Below are 25921 nucleotides of genomic sequence, written 5' to 3'. Positions count from 1 at the left end.
TTCGTTTCTCTTTCCCCCGCGATGCGTTACTGCCTGGACTCCACCCCCAGTTCATCCCACACCGACTCGGCCAGATGGAACGTGGCATTGGCCGCCGGGATCCCGCAGTAGATCGCGCTCTGCATGATCACTTCCTTGATCTCCTCACGCGTCACGCCGTTGTTGGCGGCTGCGCGCAGGTGAAGTTTGAGCTCGTCGTTGCGGTTCATGCCGATCAGCATGGCGATGGTGATCAGGCTGCGGGTGTGCCGGGGCAGGCCGGGGCGGGTCCAGATATCGCCCCAGGCGTGCCGGGTGATCATCTCCTGGAACTCGCCGTTGAAGTCATTGAGCTTTTCCAGGCTGCGGTCCACGTGGGCATCGCCGAGCACCGCGCGGCGCACCTGCATGCCGGCATCGTAACGTTGTTTCTCATCCATGGCAGGTTCCTCAGCGGGCCAGCAGGAAATCGAGCACACGGGCGCTGAAGGCCGCGCCGATCTCGACGTTGGACAGGTGCGCCGCCGGGAATTCGGCATAGGTCGCGTTGACGATGCGGCGCTGCATGAAGCGGCCATGCTCAGGCGTGGTCACCACGTCCGCAGAGCCCGCCACCACCAGCGTCGGCACCTGGATGCGCCCCAGCTGTTCGCGGTAATCGGCATCACGTACCGCCGCGCAGTTGGCGGCATAGCCTTCTGGATTGGTGCGCGCGAGCATCTGGCAGATGCGCTGGGCCTCGTCCGGCCGCGCCTGGGCGAAGGCCGGGGTGAACCAACGGGGGATGGAGCCGTCGCGCAGGTCCGCCATGGCCTGCTGGCCACCCTTGAGCACCGCGTCGATGCGGGAGTTCCAGACCTCGTCGTTGGCGATTTTTGCCGCAGTGTTGCACAGGGTCAGGCTGTGCAGGCGCTGGCCGGCGTTGATGCCCAGCCACTGGCCGATCAGGCCGCCCATGGACAGGCCGACGAAGTGTGCATGCTCGATGTCCAGCGCCTCGAGCAGGGCCAGCACGTCGCCCCCCAACTGCTCGATGCTGTAGGGGCCTTGAGTGACCAGCGAGCCGCCATGGCCACGGGTGTCGTAGCGCAGCACGCGAAAGTGTTCGCTCCAGGCGGGAATCTGCTCATCCCACATGCCCAGGTCGGTGCCCAGGGAGTTGGAGAGCACCAGCACCTGCGCATCGGCCGGGCCATCGAGTTGGTAGTTCAGTACGCCATCGGCCAGTTGCAAATGCGCCACAGCGGTCTCCTTTCAGGCAGTGAAACGTTGATGTTCGGCCACGGCGCGCGCCACCCAGACGCGGGCCTGGCCCAGGTAATGGGTGGGGTCGAGCAAGCGGTCGAGCTCCTCGCCGGACAACTCGGCGTTGACCTGCGGCTCATCACCAAGCACTGCACGCAGATGGCGCCCTTCGGCCACGGCGCGCTGGCAGCACTGCTCCAGCAGGTGATGGGCCCGGTCGCGGCCCAGGCGCTGGGCGAGGACAATACTGACCGCCTCGGCCAGCACCAGGCCCTGAGTGAGGTCGAGGTTGCTGCGCATGCGTTCGGCGTCCACCTCCATGCCCTCGGCGATCACCTGGGCCTGACGCAGGGCACCGGAGACCAGGCAGCAGATCTCCGGCAGGGTTTCCCACTCGGCATGCCACAGGCCAAGGCTGCGTTCGTGCTCCTGGGGCATCGCGCTGAACAAGGTCGAGAGCAGCCCGGGCACACGGGTGGCGGCGCTGATCAACACCGCCGCCCCGACCGGATTGCGCTTGTGCGGCATGGTCGAGGACCCGCCCTTGCCCGGCGCGGCGGGTTCGAACAACTCGCCCGCCTCGGTCTGCATCAGCAGGCTGACGTCACGGCCGAACTTGCCCAGGCTGCCGGCGACCAGGCCCAGCACCGAGGCAAACTCCACCAGGCGGTCACGCTGGGTGTGCCACGGCTGTTCGGGCAAGGACAGCTTCAGTTGCGCGGCCAGGGCCTCGGCCACCGGCAGCGCTTTGCTGCCCAGCGCCGCCAGGCTGCCGGAAGCGCCACCAAACTGCAGCACCAGCAGGCGCGGACGCAGTTCCTTGAGGCGTTGGCGATGGCGAGTGAGGGCGCCGAGCACACCGGCCAGCTTCATGCCCAGCGTCACCGGCGTGGCATGCTGCAACCAGGTCCGCCCCACCAGCGGCGTGTCGGCATGCTGCAATGCCTGATGCGCCAGGGTGTCGGCCAGCTTGCCGAGATCGTTTTCGAGCAATCCCAGCGCATCGCGCAGTTGCAGCACCAGGCCGCTGTCCATCGCATCCTGGCTGGTGGCGCCCAGGTGCACGTAGCGCTCGGCCTCGGGTACGCCACTGGCGACCACCTTGCCCAGGGCCTTGACCAGCGGGATCGCCGAATTGCCGGCCACCGCTATGGCGTCGGCCAGCGCCCGGGCATCGTAGCGCTCGGCCTTGCAGGCCGCCTCGATGGCAGCCACCGCCGTGTGCGGCACCAGCCCGGCGGCCGCCTCGGCGCGGGCCAGGGCCGCCTCGAAGTCGAGCATGCCCTGCAACCGGCCCCGGTCGGAGAAAACCTCGCGCATGGCCGGGGCGGTGAAGTAGGCGTCGAACAGTTGGTTGCTCATGCAACGTCCTTAGTGATCGTGGTGCAGGTACGCCGCCTGCTTCGGCAGGCGCAGGCTGAACAGGAAGGCCACCGCCATCATGGCGGTTACGTACCAGTAGAAGGTGTTCTCCATGCCCAAGGTTTTCAAGCCCAGTGCCACGTATTCGGCCGAGCCGCCGAACACCGCGTTGGCCACGGCGTAGGCCAGCCCCACGCCCAATGCGCGAACCTGTGGCGGAAACATCTCGGCCTTCACCAGGCCGCTGATGGAGGTGTAGAAGCTGACGATGCACAAGGCCAGGCTTACCAGCACGAAGGCCATGAACGGGCTGGTCACGGTCTTCAGCGCCATCAGCAAGGGTACGGTGAAGAGCGTCCCCAGGGCGCCGAACAGCAGCATCGAGTTACGCCGGCCGATGCGGTCGGAGAGCATGCCGAACAGCGGCTGCAGGATCATGAACAGGAACAGCGCGCCGGTCATGACGAAACTGGCGCTCTTGGCGTTCATGCCGGCGGTGTTGACCAGGTACTTCTGCATGTAGGTGGTGAAGGTATAGAAGATCAGCGAACCACCAGCGGTATAGCCCAGCACCGTGATAAACGCGGCAGCGTGATTGCGAAACAGCCCGCTGATGCTACCGGCATCCTTGTCCTGGCGGGTCTCTGCGCTGCTGGTCTCCTTCAGCGAACGGCGCAGCATCAGCGAGATCAACGCGGCAATGGCACCGACCACGAACGGGATGCGCCAGCCATAGGCGCGCAGTTCGTCCTCGGTGAGCAGTTGTTGCAGGATCACCACCACCAGCACCGCCAGCAACTGGCCGCCGATCAGGGTGACGTACTGGAACGAGGCGAAGAAACCGCGCTGGCCACGCAGCGCCACTTCACTCATGTAGGTGGCGGTGGTGCCGTACTCACCGCCCACCGACAGCCCCTGGATCAGCCGCGCCAGGAGCAGCAGCGCTGGCGCCCAGGTGCCGATGCTGGCGTAGGTGGGCAGGCAGGCGATGATCAGCGAGCCGCCGCACATCATCAGCACCGAGATCATCAGCGAGTTCTTGCGCCCGTGACGGTCGGCCAGGCGGCCGAAGATCCAGCCACCGATGGGGCGCATCAGGAAGCCCGCGGCGAACACGCCGGCGGTGTTGAGCAACTGCACCGTGGGGTCGTCGGAGGGGAAGAAAGCCGGGGCGAAATAGATGGCGCAGAAGGCGTAGACATAGAAGTCGAACCATTCCACCAGGTTGCCCGACGAGGCGCCGACGATGGCGAAGATACGCTTGCTGCGTTCTTCGCCGGTGTAATAGGTTGAGGTCATGGTGCGTTTGCTCCTGGAGGGTCACAGGTAATTCTAGACATACCTGGTTACACACTCGTTCCGCCTTGCCCGTGCGTCATGGCTACCGGCCTCATCGCGGGGCAAGGCCGCTCCCACGCTGCCTGGCAGGCATGCTCGTGCAAGCGGAGGGTTCCAAAGGATCAGATCCTTTCTATGGCCAACGCCAACCCCTGCCCAACGCCCACGCACATGGTCGCCAGGCCCTTGCGCCCGCCGCTCTTCTCCAACTGATGCAACGCCGTCAGCACCAGACGTGCCCCGCTCATGCCCAGCGGATGCCCCAGGGCAATTGCGCCACCATTGGGGTTCACCTGCGGTGCATCGTCTGCCACACCCAGCTCGCGCAGCACTGCCAGGCCCTGGCTGGCAAAGGCTTCATTGAGTTCGATGACATCGAAGTCGGCCACGGCAATGCCAAGGCGCTCGGTCAGCTTGCGCACCGCGGGCACCGGGCCGATACCCATCACCCGTGGCGCCACACCAGCGCTGGCCATGCCCAGCACCCGGGCACGTGGGGTCAGACCGTGCGTCTTCACCGCCTCGGCCGAAGCCAGAATCAGCGCGGCGGCACCGTCGTTGACACCCGAGGCGTTGCCAGCGGTAACGGTCTTGTCCGGGCCGTTGACCGGCTTGAGCTTGGCCAGCGCCTCCAGCGTGGTCTGCGGGCGCAAATGTTCGTCGTGCTCGACCACCGTCTCACCCTTGCGGTGCTGGATACGCACCGGGACGATTTCCTCGGCGAAAAAGCCGGCGGCCTGCGCGGCGGCAGCCTTCTGCTGGCTGCGCAGGGCGAAGGCATCCTGGTCGGCACGCGATACCTGGTAATCATCGGCGACGTTGTCGGCGGTCTCGGGCATCGAGTCCACACCGAACTGGGCCTTCATCAACGGATTGACGAAGCGCCAGCCGATGGTGGTGTCCTCGAGCTTCATGTTGCGCGAGTAGCCGCTCTCGGCCTTGCCCATCACGAACGGTGCGCGGGACATCGACTCGACGCCACCGGCAATCGCCAGCTCCATCTCGCCGCTGGCGATGGCCCGGAAGGCGCTGCCAACGGCGTCCATGCCCGAGGCGCACAGGCGGTTGAGGGTCACGCCTGGGACGCTGTGCGGCAAGCCGGCCAGCAACAGCGCCATGCGCGCCACGTTACGGTTGTCCTCGCCGGCCTGGTTGGCACAGCCGAAGAACACTTCGTCGAGCTGATCCCATCGCACATCCGGGTTGCGCTCGATCAGCGCCTTGAGCGGCACTGCCGCCAGGTCGTCGGCGCGCACGCAGGCCAAGGCCCCGCCGAAACGACCGATAGGAGTACGCACAGCATCGCAGATAAAGACGTCTCGCATCAGGCTTCTCCTGCCGTCTGGCCATGGGCGGCGGCGGTGCGCGCTTCGAGGTCGCGCAGGGCGGCCAGTTCTACCTCGCTCGGAGCCGTGGTTTGCCGCACGTCGTCGGCGAAACGGATCGCCCAGCCAGTGGCAGCGATGATCTGCTCGCGGGTCACGCCTGGGTGGATCGAGGTGACCACGAACTCATGGCTACCCGCCTCCGGCTCCATGATGCACAGGTCGGTGATGATGCCGACCGGACCTTCACCCGGCAGCCCCAGGCGCTGACGTGAATCGCCGCCTTCGCCATGCCCCACCGAGGTGATGAAGTCGAGCTTGTCGACGAAGGCCCGCGGCGACTGCTTGAGGATGATCAGCACCTGCTTGGCGGAACCGGCGATCTCCGGGGCGCCGCCGGCACCTGGCAGCCGGGTCTTCGGCGCGTGGTAGTCACCGACCACGGTGGTGTTGATATTGCCGAAGCGGTCAACCTGGGCAGCGCCGAGGAACCCTACATCGATGCGCCCACCCTGCAGCCAGTAACGGAAGATCTCACCGGTAGGCACCACGGTGTCGGCGGTCTCGGCCAGCTCGCCGTCACCGATGGACAACGGCAGCACGCTGGGCTTGGCACCGATCGGACCGGACTCGTAGATCAACACCACGTCCGGCGACGAGGTCAGGCGCGCCAGGTTGGCGGCCTTGGAAGGCAGGCCGATGCCGACGAAGCAGACGGCGCCATTGCGCAGGCGACGGGCGGCGGCGACGGTCATCATTTCGGAAGTGGAGTAGCTCATTGCGCGGCCTCCGCGGTGCTGGCCAGCCTGGCCTGGAATTCGGTGAAGTCGGCGGTGCCACGGATATAGGTGTCGACCCAGGCGGTGAACGACTCACGGTTGCGGGCAATCGGGTCCCAGGCCTGGTAGAAGCGGTTGTCGCGCTCGTAGTAGCCGTGGGCGTATGAAGGGTGGGCGCCGCCAGGCACCAGGCATACCGCGCTGAGGGCCCATGTGGGCAGCACACAGGCATTCATCGGCGCCTGCAGGTCATCGACGATCTCCTCGACGGTGACGATGCAGCGCTTGGCTGCCAGCGCCGCTTCCTTCTGCACACCGAGGATGCCCCACAGCAACACATTGCCCTTGCGATCGGCCTTCTGCGCATGGATCACGGTGACGTCCGGGCGCACGGACGGTACCGCGGCAAGTACTTCGCCAGTGAATGGGCAAGTGACGGACTTGATCAGCGGGTTGACCTTTGGCAGATCGGAACCGGCGTAGGCGCGCAGCACCGCGAATGGCAGGCCGGAGGCACCGGCGACATAGGCGTTGGCCAGGTCGGCGTGGCTGTGCTCCTCGATCTCGATCGCGTGGGGCCACTGTTTCTCCACCGCGTCGCGCAGGCGATGCAGCGAGCCCACGCCCGGGTTGCCGCCCCAGGAGAAGATCAATTTGCGCGCGCAACCGGCGCCGATCAGCTGGTCGTAGATCAGATCCGGGGTCATGCGCACCAGGGTCAGGTCGCGCTTGCCCTGGCGGATGATCTCGTGGCCGGCGGCGGTCGGGATCAGGTGGGTGAAACCTTCGAGGGCGACACTGTCGCCATCCTGGATGAACTGCTTCACGGCCTCGTGAAGCGAGAGGATTGCTGCCATTGGAGACTCCTGGTCAGGTCGAGTCGGGTCAGTGAGCAGCGGGCCGATGCATCGCTGCGATGGGCCCAGATTAAGGAGACTGAGGGGGTTATCTCAATCCGATAATCGCACTTTTGTGCGATTATCGAACAATTTGTTACCCTGCTATTTATACGATCCTGCAGGAGCGAGCCACCAGACCTCAGGTCGCATCCGCGTGGCTGACCAACCCTTTCACCACGACAGCCACCGCGGCCAATGCCGCCGGCACCAGCAGTGCCGTCAGCACCTGCTCGAAATTCCAGCCCAACCCCAGCAGCGTAGCCCCGCTCCAGGCGCCGAGAATCGCGCCGAAGCGGCCGATCCCGAGCATCCAGGAAACGCCTGTGGCACGGCCTTGGGTCGGATAGAAGCGCGCCGCCAGCGAGGGCATGGCCGATTGCGCGCCGTTCACGCACATGCCGGCAACCAGCACCAGAGTCGCCAGCAAGGTGATGTTGCCCAGGCTCTGTCCAACGGCGTAGGCGAACACACCTGCCAGCAAGTAGAAGATGCCGATCACCTTGTGCGGGTTGAAGCGGTCCATGGCCCAACCCACTGCCACCGCGCTGAGCACCCCGCCAAACTGGAACAATGCGCCGATAAAGGCGGCCTGCTCCATGCTTGCGCCGCTGTCTCGCATCAGTGTCGGCAGCCAGCTGGTCAGCAGGTAGACGATCACCAGGCCCATGAAATAGGTCAGCCACAGCAATACGGTGCCCAGGCCATAGGTACCCGAGAAGATCACCGCAAACACGTTGCGCGCCGCCACCGCCTTCTGTTCCGGCACGCTGAAGCTCGATGCCTGGGCCACCTGTTCAGGATTGATCGGCGCCAGGGTCTTGCGCACCTTGTCGGCGCCGCGGTTGCGCACCACAAGGAATCGCGCCGACTCCGGCAACCAGGCCAAGAGCACCACTGCCAGCAGCAGTGGCAGGACACCGCCGATCACCAGCAGGCTGTGCCAGCCATATGCCGGGATCAGCTTGGCCGAAATGAAACCGCCGCCGGCCATGCCCAGGTTGAAGCCACAGAACATGCTGGTCACCAGCAGCGACTTGAGGCGCTCCGGAGTGTATTCCGACAGCAAGGTGGTGGCGTTGGGCATGCCAGCCCCGAGGCCCAGGCCGGTCAGAAAGCGCAACACCAGCAATTGGTCGACATTGCTCGCGTAGGCCGAGGCCAGACTGAAGCCACCGAACACCAATACCGCGCCCACCAGCACGCCCTTGCGTCCGAAGCGGTCGGCCAGCGGGCCGGAGCCGAGGGCGCCGAACACCATGCCGATCAGCGCGGCGCTCATCACCGGGCCGAGGCTCGCCCGGTCGATGCCCCATTCCTGAGACAGCGCCGGGGCGATGAAGCCCATGGCGGCGGTGTCCAGACCGTCGAGGAAGACGATCAGGAAACACAGGATCACCACCCGCCATTGATAACGGGACAGCGGCTGGGCATTGATGAAGGATTGGACGTCGAGGCAGTTGCCGACAGCGGATTGTGGCTTGTTCATTATTGTTATCCGGGAGTTGGGCGCAGGCAGGCTACCGCGCGGGGCGGATGCACTGGAACAGAAAACAGCGGATAGGTCGGCCGTGCTCAGCCGGAGTGCAGCAGCACCGTGCGCGGGTGCGACCGCGACAGCGAAGGGACAGTGGTCATGGGGATGCCCTCGGGCCTGTTGTTATTATCCGGTCGGCGCAGCCGACAGGTGCGACAGACATTAATCAGCGGGCGTGGGCGGCGCAATTCGTCGAGAGCGACATTGTGCGTTTATCGAACAGGAAACGGTATGGCGTGTTCAACGTTTCCGCGTATGAGCAACTGTCTTGTGTTGTTCGTAATCGCCTCATCGCTGGCAAGCCAGCTGAGCACGGTCGGTGTGGGAGCCGGCTTGCCGGCAATGGGGCGCAACGCGCCCCGGCGGGCTCAGCCAAATAGCTGATGGCACAAGTCCCTGCTGGCCGCCAGCAGGATCGGCAGGAAACGCTGCTCCAGTTCCCCGCGGCTGACGCGGCCGACATGGGTACTGACATTCAGCGCCGCCAGCACTTGACCCGACGCGTCATAGATCGGCACGGCAATCGAACGCAAGCCTTGCTCCAGTTCCTGATCCACCACGCACCAGCCCTGCTCACGCACCTGCTGGATACACGCGAACAACGAGGCCGGGTCATGCAGGGTACGGCTGGTACGGGCCTTGAGGTCGGCGCGTTCCAGGTATTCGTGCAGGCTGGCATCGTCCAGTGCCGCCAGCAGGATACGGCCCATCGAAGTGCAATAGGCCGGCAAACGCCCACCGACCGAGAGGTCCACCGAGATCAGCCGTTCGACCGTGGCGGAGCGCGCAATATAAAGGATGTCATCGCCTTCCAATGTGGCCATGTTGGCCGCTTCGTGGAGCTGGTCGCTGATGCGATCCAGGTAAGGCTGGGCCGACACCGCCAATGGCGTGGATGACAGGTAGGCATGACCAAGGGTCAACACTTTGGGCAACAGCGAATAGGTACGCCCGTCAGTGGTCGCGTAACCCAGCTTCATCAGGGTATGCAGGCAGCGCCGCACCGCGGCCCGCGGAATCTCCGTTCGATGGCTGATCTGGGCGATGGTCAGGTGGCGCTTGCGCTCCTGAAAGGCTTGGATCACTGCCAGGCCACGGGCCAGGGAGGTCATGAAATCAGGGTCACCGGTGAATGCCTGGATACGCTTGGCAGCCGACGCCACGATCGGGGGTGCCAGGGTGGGGCTGGTACTGCGTGCGGGCTCGTTGGCTGACTGGCCGCTGGTTTCTTCGCTCATGGACATGCCTCAAAAAAATCGCTACCTCGTGCGATTATCGAACGAACGGCCGATAATCGCAATTGACCGCTGACACTTTTGCTTATACCTTTCCCCTGCCACATGTGGCTTCTTTGGAGAGACTGGTCAGGTACCCACCGTAGAAGTCCCAGGCAACGGCCTCGCCCCTCAGCGAGGCCGTTTTCATTTCTGACAGTAGACGGCGAACTTGCTTGGCACATCGGCTTGAACCTTTTGAATGCCGGCACGACAAAGGGTTTATAGACTGCACAATAAACTTAAGGTCTATTGTCAGTTGCAGGTAAAGAACGATAGCCTTCAACCGGGCGATTGCTATAATTGCCGGTGTTGATTGCAAGCACCGTTTAACGGATCCAATCAACGCACTTTCGTTGCCTTGCGACTGCCAGCCCTGTCTTTGCAGTGGCTTGCCGTGCGCTGCACAGCAGCTTGCCAACTCATGCATTGCCATTTCGGTGCAATGAATTGTTGGGCTTGCCGACATATCCGCATTCTGCGTGTGTATTTAAAGGCTGACGCCCCACTTCAACCTATTCAGGTATTACTGTGACGAAAGAAGAACTGCGCGCGGAACTCGAGCGCCAGGCTGAACGTTACAAGGATGTTTACGGTGGTGAAGTCACCACGTATGCCGCACAACCCGACCCGGAACGCAAACCCTGGCGTAAGCGTGCCAGCGTTCTCGACCAGGCGTTCGCCCAGGAAATCGAGAAGATCGAAAAGGAGCTGCGCAGCGACGACAATTGAAGCCGCTCAGTGCCAATGCGCCATCACCCAGGAAGGGTGTGCGGCGAAGCATGCCGGCGAAAAACTGTGATATGAAATGGAATCACACAAATTTCATACAGTCGTTTTAATTGCGCAAGCCCAGTAAAAATCACTTCAAATAGCTGATTTTTCTGAATTTTATCGATTTTTAACGGCGTTTTTTTGCGATTACCCGGCACGTGAGTGCTCGTGCCATGCCGGCATTCTCCTGCCATCGGTCAGCGGCAGGTGCATCGATTGCCATGGTTTTCTGGCATAATCCGCCCCCCCTAAGACCGCCAGACAACCTTCATGATCGATTTATTCAGCGGACTGGATGCCTGGGTTATCGTGAGCTTGACGCTCGCTCTGACCTTCGTGCTCGCCTTCGAGTTCATCAATGGCTTTCATGACACCGCCAACGCGGTAGCCACCGTCATCTATACCAAGGCCATGCCACCGCACCTCGCCGTGTTCTTCTCTGGCGTGTTCAACTTCCTCGGCGTTCTGCTCGGTGGTGTCGGGGTGGCCTATGCCATCGTCCACCTGCTGCCGGTCGAACTGCTGATCAATGTGAACACCGGCCACGGCCTGGCCATGGTCTTCTCGTTGCTGGCCGCCGCCATCACCTGGAACCTGGGCACCTGGTACTTCGGCATTCCGGCGTCCAGCTCGCACACCCTGATCGGCTCGATCCTCGGCGTCGGCCTGGCCAACGCCCTGCTCAGCGACATTCCGCTGGGTGACGGCGTCAACTGGCAGAAGGCCATCGATATCGCCATGTCCCTGGTGCTCTCGCCAATGGCCGGCTTTGCTGTCGCAGCCCTGGTGCTGATTGGCCTGAAATGGTGGCGCCCGCTGTCGAAGATGCACAAGACCCCTGACCAGCGCCGCAAGCTCGACGACAAGAAGCACCCGCCGTTCTGGAACCGCCTGGTGCTGGTGATCTCGGCCATGGGCGTGAGCTTCGTGCACGGCTCCAACGATGGCCAGAAAGGCATCGGCCTGATCATGCTAGTACTGATCGGTATCGTCCCGGCCAAGTTCGTCCTCGACCTGAACAGCACCACCTACCAGATCGAGCGTACCCGTGATGCCACCTTGCACCTGAGCCAGTTCTACCAGCGCAACGCCGCCACCCTGGGCGAGTTCCTGGCACTGGGCAAGGCGCAGGCAAGCGACCTGCCGGAGCAGTTCAGCTGCAATCCGCAGCAGACCGAGCCGACCATCGCCGCGCTGCAATCGTCGCTCGCCGGTGTGACCGACTATCGCGCCCTGAGCGCCGAGAAGCGCGTCGAAGTGCGCCGCTACCTGCTGTGCCTGGACGACACGGCGAAGAAGGTCGGCAAGCTGCCAGGCCTGGAGCCTCGCGAAAAGGCTGACCTGGATAAACTGCGCAAGGACCTGACCGCCACCACCGAATACGCCCCGTTCTGGGTGATCGTCGCTGTCGCCCTGGCCTTGGGCCTGGGCACCATGGTCGGCTGGAAACGCGTGGTGCTGACCGTTGGCGAGAAGATCGGCAAGCAGGGCATGACCTATGCCCAGGGCATGTCGGCCCAGATCACCGCGGCCTGCGCCATCGGCATGGCCAACGTGTTCAGCCTGCCGGTGTCCACCACCCACGTGCTGTCGTCTGGTGTCGCCGGTACCATGGTCGCCAACAAGAGCGGCCTGCAGGGCGGCACCGTGAAGACCATCCTGCTGGCCTGGGTACTCACCCTGCCGGCGTCGATGGGCCTGGCGGCTGGCCTGTTCTGGCTGGCCACCAAGGCCATTAGCTGAGTGCTGATGCAGTACTGAAAAAGGCGCCCCTTGCAGGGCGCCTTTTTCGTGGGAGCGGCGGTGCGCCGATGCGATTTGTCCCGAGATAGGCCCATTGAGGTTTAACGTTTCTTCCCACCCAACAGCGACCCCATCAACCCACGCACCAACTGGCGCCCCAGCTGATTGGCCGCCTGGCGCACCGCCGACTTTATCGCCTGCCCCGCCGCGCTCTGCAAGAACTCGCCGGCCTTGTCGGCGAAGCTGTCGTCCTCGGCCTTGGCCTGGGGTACCGGCTCCACAGGCTCACCCTTGCGCTGCGTGAGCATTTCATAGGCCGACTCACGATCGATCGGTTTGTCATAACGCCCTGACAACGGTGACGCCGCGATCAGCGCACTGCGCTCAGCCGCGCTCAAGGGTCCGATCCGCGACTGTGGCGGCGCGATCAACACCCGCTGAACCATGGCTGGCGTGCCCTTCTCCTCCAGGGTGCCAACCAAGGCTTCGCCGATACCGAGCTCAGTGAGCACCGCCAGGCTGTCGAACGCCGGGTTCGGCCGGAAACCATCAGCCACGGCACGCAATGATTTCTGCTCCTTGGCGGTGAAGGCGCGCAGGCCATGCTGGATACGCAACCCCAACTGAGCCAATACCGCATCCGGCAGATCTCCCGGCGACTGGGTGACGAAGTACACCCCAACGCCCTTGGAGCGGATCAGCCGCACCACCTGCTCCAGGCGGTCCTGCAACGCTTTGGGCGTACCATTGAACAGCAGATGCGCCTCATCGAAGAACAGCGCAAGCACGGGCTTGTCGGCATCGCCGCGCTCCGGCAATTGCTCGAACAGTTCAGCCAGCAACCACAACAGGAACGTCGCATAGACCTTGGGAGCGTCATGCACCAGACGGCTGGCATCGAGCAGGTGGATGCGGCCGCGCCCGTCGCCCTCCGGGCGCAGCAGATCTTCGAGCTGCAGCGCCGGTTCGCCGAACAATGCCTCGGCCCCTTGTTGTTCCAGCGTCGCCAACCGGCGCAAGAGCGCCTGCGTGGAAGCGCTGGTCATCAACGCGCTGTCCTCGCCCAGCAATTGCGGGTTGTCCTTGAGGTGCGCGAGCAGGGCCTTGAGGTCCTTCAGGTCGAGCAGCAGCAAGCCCTCCCGGTCGGCCACCTTGAACGCCGCATACAAGGCAGCCTGCTGGCTGTCGGTGAGCTCCAGCAGGTTGCCCAGCAACAGCGGCCCCATTTCACTCATCGTGGTGCGCAGGGGGTGCCCCGATTGCCCCGCGACATCCCACAGGCTTACCGGGTAGCCCCGGGGCGTGTGATTCAGCCACGGCATGCCGGCGATCCGCTCGGCGACCTTGCCCTGCGGCGCGCCCGCCGCTCCGAGGCCACACAGGTCGCCCTTGACATCCGCGGCGAATACCGCCACCCCGGCGTCACTGAACAGCTCGGCGAGGTGCTGCAGGGTCACCGTCTTGCCGGTGCCCGTGGCTCCGGCCACCAGGCCATGCCGGTTGGCCAGGCGCATGGCCTGGGATACCGGCTGACCATCCGGCCCCGCCCCTACAACCATTCGTAAGGAATCTGACATCTTCTTTCATCCCCTGCTCAAGTTCTGCCGCGTGACAGCCGATATTTCAAAATGATTCTTACCAGAAAGACAGTAACAACCCGAAAAGGACCCACGGGACTTGTTGCACTGTTTTCCAGCCGTGCTTTGTGCGAACGACCCGATAAAAACCTTAGCGGACACGATCACGTTATGAACAAAAGCCTTCGTTTCAGCCACAAGATTCTTCTGGCGGCATCACTGATCGTGATACTCGCCTTCAGCCTGTTCACCCTGTACAACGACTATCTCCAGCGTAACGCCATTCGCGAAGACCTGGAGAACTACCTGGCCGAGATGGGCGAGTCCACCTCCACCAACATCCGCAACCTGTTCGAAGGGCGCATCAAACTGGTCGACAACGTCGCCCAGAACCTCGCCCAGTTCCCACAGAACACCGGCACCCTGCTGGGCCAGAGCGCGCTCACCTCAAGCTTCCTGACCATCTACCTGGGCCAGCCCGACGGCACCTTCACCGTGCGCCCCGACACCAAGATGCCTGACGGCTACGATCCGCGCGTGCGCCCTTGGTACAAGGACGGCCTGAACGCCAGCGGCCCGATCCTCACCGAGCCCTACATCGACATGGCCACCAACAAGATGGTCATCTCGATCATCAGCACCGCGTCGCGCTCGGTTGGCGTGGTCGGCGGCGACCTGGCCCTCGACGGCCTGGTGGAGATCATTAACTCGCTGAACTTCGGCGGCATGGGCTATGCCTTCCTGGTCAACGACCAGGGCAAGATCCTGGTGCACCCGGACAAGAACCTGGTGATGAAATCACTGACAGACCTGTTCCCGCAGAACACCCCTCGCCTGTCCCGCGACCTGACCGAAGTCACCCTCAATGGCGAAACCCGCCTGCTGACCTTCACCCCGGTCAAAGGCCTGCCATCGGCCAACTGGTACATCGGCCTGTCGGTGGACAAGGACAAGGCATTTTCGATGCTCAGCACCTTCCGCACCTCGGCAGTGATTGCCACAGTGGTGGCGGTGGTGATCATCATCGCCCTGCTCGGGCTGTTGATCCGCGTGCTGATGCAGCCACTGCACACCATGACCCGCGCCATGTCGAACATCGCCGAAGGCGAAGGCGACCTGACCCGCCGCCTGGAAATTCACAACCACGACGAATTCGGCATTCTCGGCACCGCTTTCAACCGCTTCGTCGAACGCATCCACGGTTCGATCCGCGAGGTGTCATCGGCCACCGAGCAGGTCAACGAAGTGGCGCTGCGCGTGATCAGCGCCTCGAACTCGTCGATGGCCAACTCCGACGAGCAGTCCAATCGCACCAACAGCGTCGCCGCCGCCATCAACCAGCTCGGTGCCGCCGCCCAGGAGATCGCCGGCAATGCCGCCCAGGCCTCGCAGCATGCCAGCTCCGCGCGGCTGCTGGCCGAGGAAGGCCAGCAGGTGGTGCAGCGCAACATCGATGCGATGAACCGCCTTTCGGACCTGATCGTCACCTCCAGCGAGCATATCGAGACGCTGAACAACAAGACCGTGAACATCGGCCAGATCCTCGAGGTGATCACCAGCATTTCCCAGCAGACCAACCTGCTCGCCCTCAACGCCGCCATCGAGGCTGCACGCGCCGGTGAGGCCGGGCGCGGCTTCGCCGTGGTCGCCGACGAGGTACGCAATCTGGCGCACCGCACCCAGGAGTCGGCGCAACAGGTGCAGACCATGATCGAAGAGCTGCAGGTTGGCGCTCGCGAGTCGGTCGATACCATGGGCCAGAGCCAGCGTCACAGCCAGGACAGCATGGACATCGCCAACCAGGCCGGCGAGCGCCTGGGCAGCGTCACCCAGCGTATCGGCGAGATCGACGGCATGAACCAGTCGGTGGCCACCGCCACGGAAGAGCAGACCGCCGTGGTCGACTCGATCAACATGGACATCAACGAGATCAACATGCTCAACCAGGAAGGCGTCGAGAACCTGCAGGCCACCCTGCGCGCCTGTTCGGACCTGGAACAGCAGGCCGGTCGCCTCAAGCACTTGGTCGGCAGCTTCCGCATCTGACCCTGCGCCCGCTCCCACTTTTGCAGTGGGAGCGGGCCGCGCCAAACCTCGATCGAACAAACTATCCTTCAAGTAGGTCAACCCTAAGGCGCGTCATCGTCGGCCCCGTGCCGCCTGGTGACACACCCGAGGACGATCCCGGAGGGATGCTGATCGTGCACATCGCCGACATCACCATGTTCTATGCCCCGGCCAGCGGCGGGGTAAGAACCTATCTTGATGCCAAACACCGCCGCCTCGACGCCATGTCCGGCGTTCGCCACAGCCTGTTGATTCCCGGCGCCAGCGCCAGCCAGACCAATGGCGTCTACCATGTTCCCGCGCCGCCCCTACCCTTCGGCAACGGCTACCGTTTCCCGGTGCGCCTGGCCCCTTGGTGCAAGGAGCTGCGTCGTCTGCAGCCCGACCTGATCGAAGTCGGCGACCCCTACCTCACCGCCTGGGCGGCCCTGGAAGCGCGGCGCAAGCTCGATGTCCCGGTGATCGGCTTCTATCACTCCGACCTGCCGCTGCTGGTGAGCAACCGCATGGGCAATTGGTTCACCCCCAATGTCGAGGCCTATGTCAGCAAGCTCTACGGGCATTTCGACCGGGTACTCGCGCCCAGCCAGGTGATGGCCGACAAGCTGCGCAGGCTGGGGGTCGAGAATGTGCATGTGCAACGCCTGGGGGTGGACCTGATGCAATTTCACCCTGACAAGCGCGACCCCGGCCTGCGTCGCGAACTGGGCATCGCCGATACCAGTCGACTGCTGGTGTTTGCCGGCCGTGGCTCGCGGGAAAAGAACCTGCCGGTACTGCTCGACTGCATGCAGGCACTCGGGCAGCCCTATCACCTGCTTTTGGTGGGCTCGAACATGCCGATCGGGGTGCCAGACAATGTCAGCGTGATCGACCACTTCTGCCCCCCCGATGAAGTCGCTCGGCTACTGGCCAGCGCCGACCTGCTGGTGCACGCCGGCGACCAGGAAACCTTCGGCCTGGTCATTCTCGAGGCCATGGCCAGTGCCACGCCCGTGGTGGCCGTGCACGCTGGCGCCTTCGGCGAAATCGTCAACGAACAGTGCGGCCGCCTGTGCCCACCTAACGACGGCCGCGCCATGGCCGCCGCCGTGCGCGAAGTCTTCGACCACGGCGTGCGCCAGCTTGGCAGCCAGGCGCGTCGCCACGTGGAACGCCATTACAGCTGGGACAACGTGGTCAGTGGCCTGCTCCAGCATTATCAGGCGGTGCTGGGCCACCCGCTACCGGTGCGCGCCCATGGCTGAGCCCACCTCCACCCGACGCAGCCTGATGCTGGTGCTGCACGACGTGGCGCCGGAAACCTGGCCGGACTACCAGCCCTTCGTCCAGGCGATCGATGACTTGGGGGACGTGCCCATGACCTGGCTGGTGGTGCCGGATTTCCACCACCGCAATCCGCTCACGCATTCGCCCACCTTCTGTCGCCTGCTCGACCGACGCCTGGCCCGTGGCGACGAACTGGCCCTGCACGGCTACTACCATGCCGACGACGGTCCGGCGCCTCGCGGGCCGCGCGAATATTTCATGCGCCGGATCTACACCCACGAAGGTGAGTTCCACGGCCTGGAACAGGCCAGCGCACTTCAGCGCCTGCAAGCCGGGCTGGCATTGTTCGGGCAACAAGGCTGGCCAGTGGCGGGGTTCGTCGCCCCCGCCTGGCTGATGAGCGAAGGCACGCGCCAGGCGCTGCGCCAGCTGCCGCTGCGCTACACCAGCACCCCAAGGCACCTGTACCGGTTGCCGGACTTCACCGCCTTTGATGCCCCGGGGCTGGTATGGAGTGCGCGCAGCGCCTGGAGACGAGGGTTGTCCAAGGTAGTCAGTGACTGGCAGTGCCGGCGCTGGCGCGAGGCCGACACTCTGCGCCTGGGCCTGCATCCGGTGGACATGCGCCACGCCAGCTCACGCAATTACTGGCTCGAGACCTTGCACCAATTGCTGGCGCAGGGGCGTGAGCCACTGACCAAGTCGGCCTGGTTGGAGCGCCAGGCCGCGCCATGAGTCGCCTGGGCTGGCTAGGCCTGGCCTTGCTGCTGGCAGTGTCAGTGCCCGCCCTGCTGGGCGGCCGCGATTTGCTCCCACGCCTGCAATCCTTCGCCCCCGGCCTGATGGCGCTGCTGCTGGGCATGATCCTGCTGTGCTGGACGCTCAATGCCCTGCGCCTGCGCCTGCTGCTCGGCGAACAGGGCGCCCGGGTGGGCCGGCTCCGCAGCCTGGGAGTGGTCATGGCCACCGAGTTCGCCATCTGTACCACTCCTGGCGGTACGGGGGGCCCACTGACGCTGATGACCCTGCTGAAACGCGAGCGTATCGCGCCTTCGCTTAGCGGCGCGGTATTCGCCATGGACCAGTTGAGCGACCTGCTGTTCTTCTTCTGCGCCATGCTGGCGATAGCCGCGTACGCCCTCTTCCACAGGCTCGGCCACAGCCAGACGCAAATGTTGATGGGCAGCGCGTTGCTCTTGTGCACCGCGCTGGCGGGAATCGTCCTGCTGCTGCGTTATCGACGCGGGGTGATGCGCGGCAATGGTCGGCTGTTGCGGCGCCTGGGCATGTCACCGGCACGGCGGCGACGCTGGGCACGCAAAGTGCTGCGCTTCATCCATGCCCTGGGCGATACCTGGCGCATGCCACGGCGCACACTGGCTGCGGTGTTCTTCCTGACCTGCGCGCACTGGTGCCTGCGCTATAGCGTGCTGTACCTGGTGTTGCGCGGATTGGGCGTGGAGCTGGCGTGGATTCCGAGCTTCCTGGTGCAGATGCTGTCGCTCAGCGCGGGGCAGTTCAGCCTGCTGCCGGGCGGCGCCGGCGCGGCGGAGCTGACTTCGGCGACCTTGCTGTCACCGCTGGTGGGCAGTTCGACGGCAGCCGCGGCCATTCTGATCTGGCGCGCGGTTACCTACTATTTCTATCTGTTGGCCGGGGGGCCGGTGTTTCTATATCTGCTGGCGCGGCCATTGCTGGATCGTCGGCGCCGACAGACGGGTTGAGCCGCCCCCAGAGTTCGACAGCACCAGGGAACTCAGTGCCGTCTTCGTCGCTCAGGGCTTCGGGATCGAAGCGGGCCAGGCAACCCTCGCCCAAGGTCGCTGGCGCCGAGGCGCCGGCCTTGTCACGTGGATCCGCCATGCACCGGCCCTCGACTCAGTTGAACACCACGGTCTTGTTGCCGTGCACCAGCACGCGGTCTTCCAGGTGATAGCGCAGGCCACGGGCCAGGACCATCTTCTCCACGTCGCGGCCGAAGCGGACCATGTCCTCGATGCTGTCGGCATGGCTGACCCGTACCACGTCCTGCTCGATGATGGGGCCGGCGTCGAGCTCCTCGGTCACGTAGTGGCAGGTCGCGCCGATCAGTTTCACGCCACGCAGCGCCGCCTGGTGATAAGGCTTGGCGCCGACGAACGACGGCAGGAAGCTGTGGTGGATGTTGATGACCTTTTCCGCGTATGCCTGGCACAGCTGCGGCGGCAGGATCTGCATGTAGCGCGCCAGCACCACGGCATCGGCACCACACTCCTCGACCAGGCGCGATACCTCGGCGAACGCCGGCTGCTTGTCCTTCGGATCGACCGGCACATGATGAAACGGAATGCCGTGCCATTCGACCATGCTGCGCAGGTCGTTGTGGTTGGAGATCACACACGGGATCTCGCAATCCAGCTCGTCGGTGTGCCAACGGTGCAGCAGGTCTGCCAGGCAGTGCGATTCGCGGCTGGCCATCAACACCACGCGCTTCTTCTGTGCCGAATCGGTGATCCGCCAGGTCATGGAGAACTCTTCGGCGATCGGCGCGAACGCCTCGCGGAAAGCCTCGATACCGAACGGCAGGGACTCGGCGCGAATCTCATGGCGCATGAAGAACCAACCGCTCTGCTCGTCGGAATGGTGGCTGGCTTCGTTGATCCAGCCATTGTAGAGGGCCAGGAAATTACTGACTTTCGCCACGATGCCGACACGGTCGGGGCAGGCAATCACCAGTCGATAGGTGCGCATGAGAGAGACTCCAGAACTTCGCAAAGGCGCATATTCTAGCGGCCTGCCGGGGAAAACGCAGTAATCATCTTTACCTGAGCGCCTTGCCTGAAGGGCTCGATCACACAGGTCCATAGCCTTTTTCCCAAGGGGGTAATCGGCATTGCCCCAAGAAATTTGTAAATTTTTCTTAACCTAATGACCGTGAAGTCATGCCCTACTATTAATTGAGTCTTCAATTTTAAATTGTTTACTTGAGAGTATCGTCTGTCTATTATTGCCCCCACTGTCTCTCTCCCTGAACATGTACTAAGGAACACACCATGTCCCTGATCAACGAGTACCGCGCCACCGAAGAAGCTATCAAGGAACTTCAGGCCCGTCTGGCCAACCTGTCGCAAGACGGCAAACTGCAAAAAGAGCTGGAGTTCGAAAAGAAGCTGCGCGAGCTGATGGCCGAAAACGGTAAATCGCTGCGTGACGTGATCGCGCTGCTCGATCCGGAAAGCAAACTGAGCAAGGCGCCGCGTGGCGCAGTCAAGACCACCGGCACCAAACGTGCACGCAAGGTCAAGCAATACAAGAACCCGCATAACGGCGAGGTTATTGAAACCAAGGGTGGCAACCACAAGACCCTGAAAGAGTGGAAAGCCAAGTGGGGCGGCGACGTCGTCGAAAGCTGGGCCACCCTGCTGGACTGATACGCTTAACGGGCGCATTGGTTTCAACATGAAAACGCCGGCAGTTGCCGGCGTTTTTGTTTATCTGCACATTTCAAAGCTGGTATTGCACTTTCAGTTGTCGGATATGGCCCTGCCAGGCTTCCAGTACCTGACGCCCCGCCTCGCTGGCGTCTAGCAGGCTGCTTTGGCATGCCAGCTCGAAATCGGCCAGGGTGTTCGGTGCACCAAAGGCAGGGTCTGTAAGACGTTGCTGACAGAACGCATGCCAACGTGCGCGCTCTTGTTCATCAAGGGTGTCGGAAAAGTTTCGCGCCCGATAGCGGAACAACAATTCCGGCATGCGCGGATCATCGAACATCCACTGCCCCTTGGCCAATTGCGCCGGATCGGTACACCGCACTTGCTCGCTCAGGCGTTTGTCGCGGTCACCGAGGAAACCGTCATACAACTGTTGCTCCGGGTCTTCACTGGGTGCAAAGCCCTCTTCCTGATAGATGATGCCCAGCTTGTCTCGCCAAACAGTTTGCTGGTTGGCCAACTGCTGCGCCTGCGCCTGCAACACCGACAATTCAAGCCCCAACCGTTGTTGATCGGCCGGGCGCAGTACCGATAGCGGCGCCAGCACCGGGCACCGATTGATATGCACCAACTTCAGCGGTACCGGTAGTTCGCCCTCGGCCATATCTTCGTGCCGCGTGTACAAACGCTCACGCAATGCTTGCGCACTCTCCTCGAGCAGCGGCGAACTATCCTGCTGCAAGTCGCAGACGATCAGCGCGTTGCGATTACGCGGGTGCCAGGCCAATGGCAACACCACACCGATATAGTTACGCTGCGCCGAGAAACGTCCGGATACATGTACCAGGGGCTGCAATAGGCGGATCTGCTCCATGACCTTGTGCTTGCTGCGCAACTGGAACAACCAGTCATACAACCTGGGCTGCCGGTCCCGAATCAACCGGGCCAGGGCAATGGTCGCCCGCACGTCGGAAAGCGCTTCGTGGGCATGGCCATGGTCGATGCCATTGGTCTTGCTCAACAACTCCAGACGCAAGCTGGTGCGTCCATCCTGCTGCGGCCAGACGATGCCCTCGGGGCGCAGCGCATAGGCAGTACGCACCACATCGATCAAGTCCCAGCGGCTGTTGCCCCCCTGCCATTCACGGGCATAGGGGTCGAAGAAGTTGCGGTAGAGGCTGTAGCGGGTGACCTCATCGTCGAAGCGCAACGTGTTGTAGCCGGCGCCACACGTGCCAGGCCGGGCCAGTTGCGCATGGATGCGCGTCATGAATTCGGCCTCGCACAGCCCCTGGCTGGCCAGCTGCTGTGGAGTAATGCCGGTCACCAGGCAGGCCGCCGGGTGCGGCAGGATATCGTCGGAGGGCCGGCAATAGAGGCTGATCGGCGCCTCGATCTCGTTGAGATCGAGGTCGGTGCGCACGCCGGCCACCTGCAGGGGGCGATCGCAGCGTGGATTGATGCCGGTGGTTTCGTAGTCGTGCCAGAAGATGCTGGAGCTCACGGGGTCTTCCTGTAACAAGGTCGACCAGAGTCTAACGGCACGCGCGAGGGCTGGGCCAGCCTTACGCAGAGGCGTTCATGGGCCGGAAGCTGAAGAAATCGCGCAGCGAGCGGACAAAGTCGTCGTATTCCTGCGGCGCCTGCAACAACATGAAACCGGCATCGAAATGCCCGGGCGTTTCATCTTCGCGGCACCACAGGCAACTGGCGGTCAGGTTGATGAACTGCAGGCCACCGCCGGCAAGGGGAACACGCAGTTGCAGCTCGAAGTCCGGCCCCACCAGCACCGGCAACTGGCTTATCAGCATCAGGCCGTCTTCGGAGGCATTGCCCAGATAGCCGATCTGCTGGTCGGTGCAGCGGTTGAAGACCTTGAGCACGCAAGGCAGTTGATGACGCTCTATATGTCGCTCGATAAACATGATCGCAGTGAAGTCCTGTACCTGGAGCCAGGAAGACAAGGTACTGGCGATGATCGTTACAACTCTCCAACAGATTAGCCCAGTCCGACGGACGGACTACATGAAATCATCGACACCTTGGGATTAACGCCAAGGTGTAGTGTTCACCGGGCTGGCCATCGCCGCTTCGCTGCCACGCAGGTGTCCGAGCTTCTCCAGCGTCTGCAGGCGCGCCTGCGCGCGGTAGGCGTATTCGTTGCGCGGGTACTGCTGGATCAGGTACTGGTAGGTCTGCGCCGCGTCGACGTAGAGCTTCTGGCGCTCCAGGCACTGGCCACGCAGCAGCGATACTTCCGGGTGGATGAACGGCCGGGCACGGCTGGTGCGGTCGACCTGCGACAGCTCCAGCATCACCTTTGCACAGTCACCACGGTCATAGGCGCGATAGGCATTGTTCAGGTGGTGGTCCATGGACCAGCGGGTGCAGCCGACGACACTGGCCGCCATGGTCAAAACGATCAGGGTGCGCATGGGAATTCTCCTTTGATGGCAGTGTATCGGCCTTTCACGGCAAATCTTCACAGCCTTTTGCAAGCATACAGCGACCGTTCAAACGCCACCCTCGCAACCGTACAGGTAGTGCAACGGAACAATGACTACAGCGCAATTGAGGAGTAGCCTTTCGCTGCGCTTCACTATAGGAGTCTGTGCATGACCATCCGCCGTACCAAAATCGTCGCCACCCTAGGCCCCGCCAGCAACTCGCCGGAAGTGATCGAACAGCTGATCCTCGCCGGCCTTGACGTGGCACGCCTGAACTTCTCCCACGGCACTCCGGACGAGCACAAGGCCCGCGCCCGCCTGATCCGCGACATCGCCGCCAAGAACGGCCGTCACGTCGCGCTGCTGGGGGACCTGCAGGGTCCGAAGATCCGCATCGCCAAGTTCGCCAACAAGCGCATCGAACTGAAAGTCGGTGACAAGTTCACCTTCTCCACCGCTCACCCGCTGACCGAAGGCAACCAGGATATCGTCGGCATCGACTACCCCGACCTGGTCAAGGACTGCGGCGTCGGTGACGAACTGCTGCTCGACGACGGCCGGGTGGTCATGCGCGTCGAAACCGCCACCGCAGACGCCCTGCACTGCGTGGTGATCATCGGCGGCCCGCTGTCGGACCACAAAGGCATCAACCGCAAAGGTGGCGGCCTGACCGCACCGGCCCTGACCGAGAAGGACAAGGCCGACATCAAGCTGGCCGCGGAAATGGACCTGGACTACCTGGCCGTTTCGTTCCCGCGCGACGCCAGCGACATGGAATACGCCCGCAAGCTGCGTGACGAAGCCGGCGGCAGCGCCTGGCTGGTGGCCAAGATCGAACGCGCCGAAGCGGTCGCCGACGACGAGACGCTCGACCAGTTGATCCTCGCTTCCGACGCAGTCATGGTTGCCCGTGGCGACCTGGGCGTGGAAATCGGCGATGCCGAGTTGATCGCCATCCAGAAGAAGATCATCCAGCACGCCCGCCGCAACAACAAAGCGGTGATCGTGGCGACCCAGATGATGGAGTCGATGATCCAGAACCCGATGCCGACCCGCGCCGAAGTATCGGACGTGGCCAACGCCGTGCTCGACAACACCGACGCAGTGATGCTGTCAGCCGAAAGCGCCGCCGGCAGCTACCCGATCGAAGCCGTACAGGCCATGGCCCGTATCTGCTCGGGCGCCGAGAAGCACCCGACCAGCCAGAAGTCCAGCCACCGCCTGCACACCACCTTCGAGCGCTGCGACGAGTCCATCGCCCTGGCGGCGATGTACACCGCCAACCACTTCCCCGGCGTCAAGGCGATCATCGCCCTCACCGAAAGTGGCTACACCCCGCTGATCATGTCGCGCCTGCGTTCGCACGTGCCGATCTTCGCCCTGTCGCCGCACCGTGCTACCCAGGCCCGTGCCAACATGTTCCGCGGCGTCTACCCGATCGCCTTCGACCCGGCCTCGCTGCCGGCCGACAAGGTCAGCCAGGCGGCGGTCGACGAGCTGCTCAAGCGCGGCCTCGTAGAGCAAGGCGACTGGGTCATCCTGACCAAGGGTGACAGCTACCACACCATCGGTGGCACCAACGGCATGAAGATCCTGCATGTCGGTGATCCGCTGGTCGGCTGATCCCTCAGCAGCACCTATCGCGGGGCAAGCCCGCTCCCACGCCGGTGTCGGCATTGTGGGAGCGGGCTTGCCCCGCGATGCTTTTCAGCCCTCAAACATGCTCGGTAAACACGTCCGCAAATATCTGACTACGTGGCACCCCAGCAATGAACAGCCGTCGGGCAAAGCGCTCCACGCTCCCAGGTGACCCGCACACCAGCGCCATGGTCTGACGCGACATCAGCTTCAACCCAGCCAGCGCTTCATCCATCTGCGCCGCCAACACCCATTCGACCGTCACTCCGTCCAGCGCCTGTAACGACTGCGCCAGATAGTGCCCCTCAGCGGTGTGTGCCACGTGCAGCACCCGAATTTCCCCCTGATGCCCCTGTCGCAATGCCTCACGCAGGATGCCCCACAACGGCGCCAGCCCGGTACCCGCCGCCAGCAGCCAGAGCGGCCGCGCCTGCCAGTCCGGGTCGTAGTGCAACGCACCGCCCCGGAGTTCGCCGAGCCTCAGCACATCCCCCAGCCGAAGTTGCCTTGCCTGGTCGCAGAACGCGCCGGAACGGTGGCAATCCAGGTGAAATTCGAGAAAATCGTCCTCGCCCGGCAGGCTCGCCAACGAGTAGGGTCGCGCAACGCCGTCGCTCCACAACACCAGGTGCTGCCCGGCCTCGTAGCGCAATGGCCGCTCCGGTCGCAGCCTCAGACGCAGCACATCGGCGAACCAGTCCAGCCCGATCACCGTGGCCGGCAGGCCATCGTTTCGGGGGTCGAACAGCGCCACCCGCAGGTCACTGGTGACCGAGCACTGGCAGGCCAGGCGCCAGCCCTGCTCGCGTTTTTCCGCCGCCAGCGCCTCGGGTTTCGCGTCGAGGGGAATACCGTCCAGGCAACGCACCAGGCAGGCGTGGCAGCTGCCGGCGCGGCAGCTGTAGGGCACGTTCAGGCCTGCCTCGTTGAGGGCATCCAGTAGGTTGCTGCCGCCTGGCACTGCCCATTGGCGCTCGCCCACGCAGAGTTCGGGCATGGTCAGGTTTCTCGTCCGATTAAAAGTATTACTGGCGCCACTTTGCGCTACCGATGCCACAGCATCGCATGTCATCAGCAAAAAGGATGCCCCTTCCCTGCCGACCTTGGTCCAGACCACGTGCAGGTGTTTCCGAAGACGGGGGCACGGTATACTGCCGCGCCTTTTTTGTGCCGGCCCGACCAGCCGGCGCCTTGCCAGGCGTTCCTGACATACAGGTGTGCACTGTCGGAATGCCTTTTCGAATGTTCCCGTCTTTAAGAG

23 protein-coding genes and 1 pseudogene are annotated in these 25921 nt (G+C 63.5%); 9 read left to right on the top strand and 15 right to left on the bottom strand.

All coding sequences use genetic code 11. The features are described 5' to 3' along the window. Window positions 1-26 precede the first annotated feature (26 nt). The 9 genes from pcaC to pcaR all read right to left on the bottom strand — a co-directional run bounded on the left by pcaC (window position 27) and on the right by pcaR (window position 9699). On the bottom strand, window positions 27-419 hold the full coding sequence (gene pcaC, locus ACQ4OD_RS10180) for a 4-carboxymuconolactone decarboxylase (RefSeq protein WP_070093782.1): 393 nt from the start codon (window positions 417-419) through the stop codon (window positions 27-29). Between the two features lie 10 nt (window positions 420-429). Continuing rightward, window positions 430-1221 carry a 3-oxoadipate enol-lactonase gene (gene pcaD / locus ACQ4OD_RS10175; protein WP_430944236.1) on the bottom strand — a complete coding sequence of 264 codons (792 nt, stop codon included), beginning with the start codon at window positions 1219-1221 and terminating at the stop codon, window positions 430-432. Window positions 1222-1233: 12 nt separating this feature from the next. Next, window positions 1234-2586: a 3-carboxy-cis,cis-muconate cycloisomerase gene (locus ACQ4OD_RS10170; RefSeq protein WP_277503027.1), complete on the bottom strand. Its 1353-nt coding sequence runs from the start codon at window positions 2584-2586 to the stop codon at window positions 1234-1236. A 9-nt stretch (window positions 2587-2595) separates the two neighbouring features. After that, entirely contained in the window at window positions 2596-3885 is a 1290-nt protein-coding gene (locus ACQ4OD_RS10165) for an MFS family transporter (RefSeq protein ID WP_102682775.1), read from the bottom strand. Between the two features lie 161 nt (window positions 3886-4046). Then, a complete protein-coding gene (pcaF, locus tag ACQ4OD_RS10160; protein ID WP_258701620.1) occupies window positions 4047-5252 on the bottom strand; it encodes a 3-oxoadipyl-CoA thiolase in 1206 nt (401 codons plus the stop codon). Beyond that, entirely contained in the window at window positions 5249-6028 is a 780-nt protein-coding gene (locus tag ACQ4OD_RS10155; RefSeq protein ID WP_198755703.1) for a CoA-transferase subunit beta, read from the bottom strand. Before ACQ4OD_RS10155 ends, pcaF begins: the two co-directional genes overlap by 4 nt. After that, window positions 6025-6885 (bottom strand): CoA transferase subunit A, encoded by an 861-nt coding sequence (locus tag ACQ4OD_RS10150; protein ID WP_102682778.1) that lies wholly within the window; start codon window positions 6883-6885, stop codon window positions 6025-6027. Before ACQ4OD_RS10150 ends, ACQ4OD_RS10155 begins: the two co-directional genes overlap by 4 nt. 181 nt (window positions 6886-7066) lie before the next feature. Next, window positions 7067-8413, bottom strand: coding sequence for an MFS transporter (locus ACQ4OD_RS10145; protein ID WP_046856926.1), 1347 nt, complete (start codon window positions 8411-8413; stop codon window positions 7067-7069). Between the two features lie 416 nt (window positions 8414-8829). Next, window positions 8830-9699, bottom strand: a complete 870-nt coding sequence (pcaR, locus tag ACQ4OD_RS10140; RefSeq protein WP_102682779.1) for a pca regulon transcriptional regulator PcaR — start codon at window positions 9697-9699, stop codon at window positions 8830-8832. Between the two features lie 567 nt (window positions 9700-10266). Between pcaR and ACQ4OD_RS10135 the strand changes: the two genes are divergently transcribed. Both ACQ4OD_RS10135 and ACQ4OD_RS10130 read left to right on the top strand, forming a co-directional pair. Beyond that, entirely contained in the window at window positions 10267-10467 is a 201-nt protein-coding gene (locus tag ACQ4OD_RS10135) for a hypothetical protein (protein WP_023629966.1), read from the top strand. Between the two features lie 312 nt (window positions 10468-10779). Then, window positions 10780-12252: an inorganic phosphate transporter gene (locus tag ACQ4OD_RS10130; protein ID WP_023629967.1), complete on the top strand. Its 1473-nt coding sequence runs from the start codon at window positions 10780-10782 to the stop codon at window positions 12250-12252. 101 nt (window positions 12253-12353) lie between these two features. Here ACQ4OD_RS10130 and ACQ4OD_RS10125 read toward each other — a convergent pair whose 3' ends face one another. Continuing rightward, entirely contained in the window at window positions 12354-13829 is a 1476-nt protein-coding gene (locus ACQ4OD_RS10125; protein ID WP_430944235.1) for a helicase HerA-like domain-containing protein, read from the bottom strand. 51 nt (window positions 13830-13880) lie between these two features. Here ACQ4OD_RS10125 and ACQ4OD_RS10120 point away from each other — a divergent pair. From ACQ4OD_RS10120 to ACQ4OD_RS10100, 5 genes and pseudogenes are all read left to right on the top strand, one after another. Continuing rightward, window positions 13881-15017, top strand: a pseudogene (locus ACQ4OD_RS10120) (HAMP domain-containing protein); the annotation flags it as partial. 93 nt (window positions 15018-15110) lie between these two features. After that, window positions 15111-15875 (top strand): methyl-accepting chemotaxis protein, encoded by a 765-nt coding sequence (locus ACQ4OD_RS10115; RefSeq protein ID WP_371041571.1) that lies wholly within the window; start codon window positions 15111-15113, stop codon window positions 15873-15875. 146 nt (window positions 15876-16021) lie between these two features. Beyond that, a complete protein-coding gene (locus ACQ4OD_RS10110) occupies window positions 16022-17143 on the top strand; it encodes a glycosyltransferase family 4 protein (protein WP_102682782.1) in 1122 nt (373 codons plus the stop codon). Beyond that, entirely contained in the window at window positions 17136-17900 is a 765-nt protein-coding gene (locus ACQ4OD_RS10105) for a DUF2334 domain-containing protein (RefSeq protein ID WP_198755705.1), read from the top strand. The genes ACQ4OD_RS10110 and ACQ4OD_RS10105 overlap by 8 nt, the downstream gene beginning before the upstream one ends. After that, a complete protein-coding gene (locus ACQ4OD_RS10100; protein WP_102682784.1) occupies window positions 17897-18889 on the top strand; it encodes a lysylphosphatidylglycerol synthase transmembrane domain-containing protein in 993 nt (330 codons plus the stop codon). The genes ACQ4OD_RS10105 and ACQ4OD_RS10100 overlap by 4 nt, the downstream gene beginning before the upstream one ends. A 154-nt stretch (window positions 18890-19043) precedes the next feature. Here ACQ4OD_RS10100 and purU read toward each other — a convergent pair whose 3' ends face one another. Beyond that, window positions 19044-19895, bottom strand: a complete 852-nt coding sequence (gene purU / locus ACQ4OD_RS10095; RefSeq protein WP_046856933.1) for a formyltetrahydrofolate deformylase — start codon at window positions 19893-19895, stop codon at window positions 19044-19046. A gap of 302 nt (window positions 19896-20197) precedes the next feature. Here purU and mvaT point away from each other — a divergent pair, with 302 nt between their 5' ends. Beyond that, window positions 20198-20575, top strand: coding sequence for a histone-like nucleoid-structuring protein MvaT (gene mvaT / locus ACQ4OD_RS10090; protein ID WP_028690229.1), 378 nt, complete (start codon window positions 20198-20200; stop codon window positions 20573-20575). A gap of 73 nt (window positions 20576-20648) precedes the next feature. On the opposite strand, the gene sbcB is transcribed toward mvaT, so the two are convergent. From sbcB to ACQ4OD_RS10075, 3 genes are all read right to left on the bottom strand, one after another. After that, the gene (gene sbcB, locus ACQ4OD_RS10085; RefSeq protein ID WP_430944234.1) at window positions 20649-22079 is read right to left on the bottom strand and encodes an exodeoxyribonuclease I; all 1431 of its coding nucleotides are present in this window, start codon (window positions 22077-22079) and stop codon (window positions 20649-20651) included. Window positions 22080-22140: 61 nt separating this feature from the next. Further along, window positions 22141-22500: a PilZ domain-containing protein gene (locus tag ACQ4OD_RS10080; protein WP_430944233.1), complete on the bottom strand. Its 360-nt coding sequence runs from the start codon at window positions 22498-22500 to the stop codon at window positions 22141-22143. A 123-nt stretch (window positions 22501-22623) separates the two neighbouring features. Further along, window positions 22624-23010, bottom strand: coding sequence for a tetratricopeptide repeat protein (locus tag ACQ4OD_RS10075; RefSeq protein ID WP_198755706.1), 387 nt, complete (start codon window positions 23008-23010; stop codon window positions 22624-22626). Between the two features lie 180 nt (window positions 23011-23190). Between ACQ4OD_RS10075 and pyk the strand changes: the two genes are divergently transcribed. Continuing rightward, a complete protein-coding gene (gene pyk / locus ACQ4OD_RS10070) occupies window positions 23191-24645 on the top strand; it encodes a pyruvate kinase (RefSeq protein WP_023631128.1) in 1455 nt (484 codons plus the stop codon). 91 nt (window positions 24646-24736) lie between these two features. Here pyk and ACQ4OD_RS10065 read toward each other — a convergent pair whose 3' ends face one another. Then, window positions 24737-25657 carry an iron-sulfur-binding ferredoxin reductase gene (locus ACQ4OD_RS10065; RefSeq protein ID WP_430944232.1) on the bottom strand — a complete coding sequence of 307 codons (921 nt, stop codon included), beginning with the start codon at window positions 25655-25657 and terminating at the stop codon, window positions 24737-24739. Window positions 25658-25921: the final 264 nt, after the last annotated feature.

It is taken from the genome of Pseudomonas sp. WC1, from assembly GCF_050586565.1.
In the GTDB taxonomy this organism is placed as follows: Bacteria; Pseudomonadota; Gammaproteobacteria; order Pseudomonadales; family Pseudomonadaceae; genus Aquipseudomonas.
This window is presented reverse-complemented; position numbering and strand designations above follow the sequence as displayed.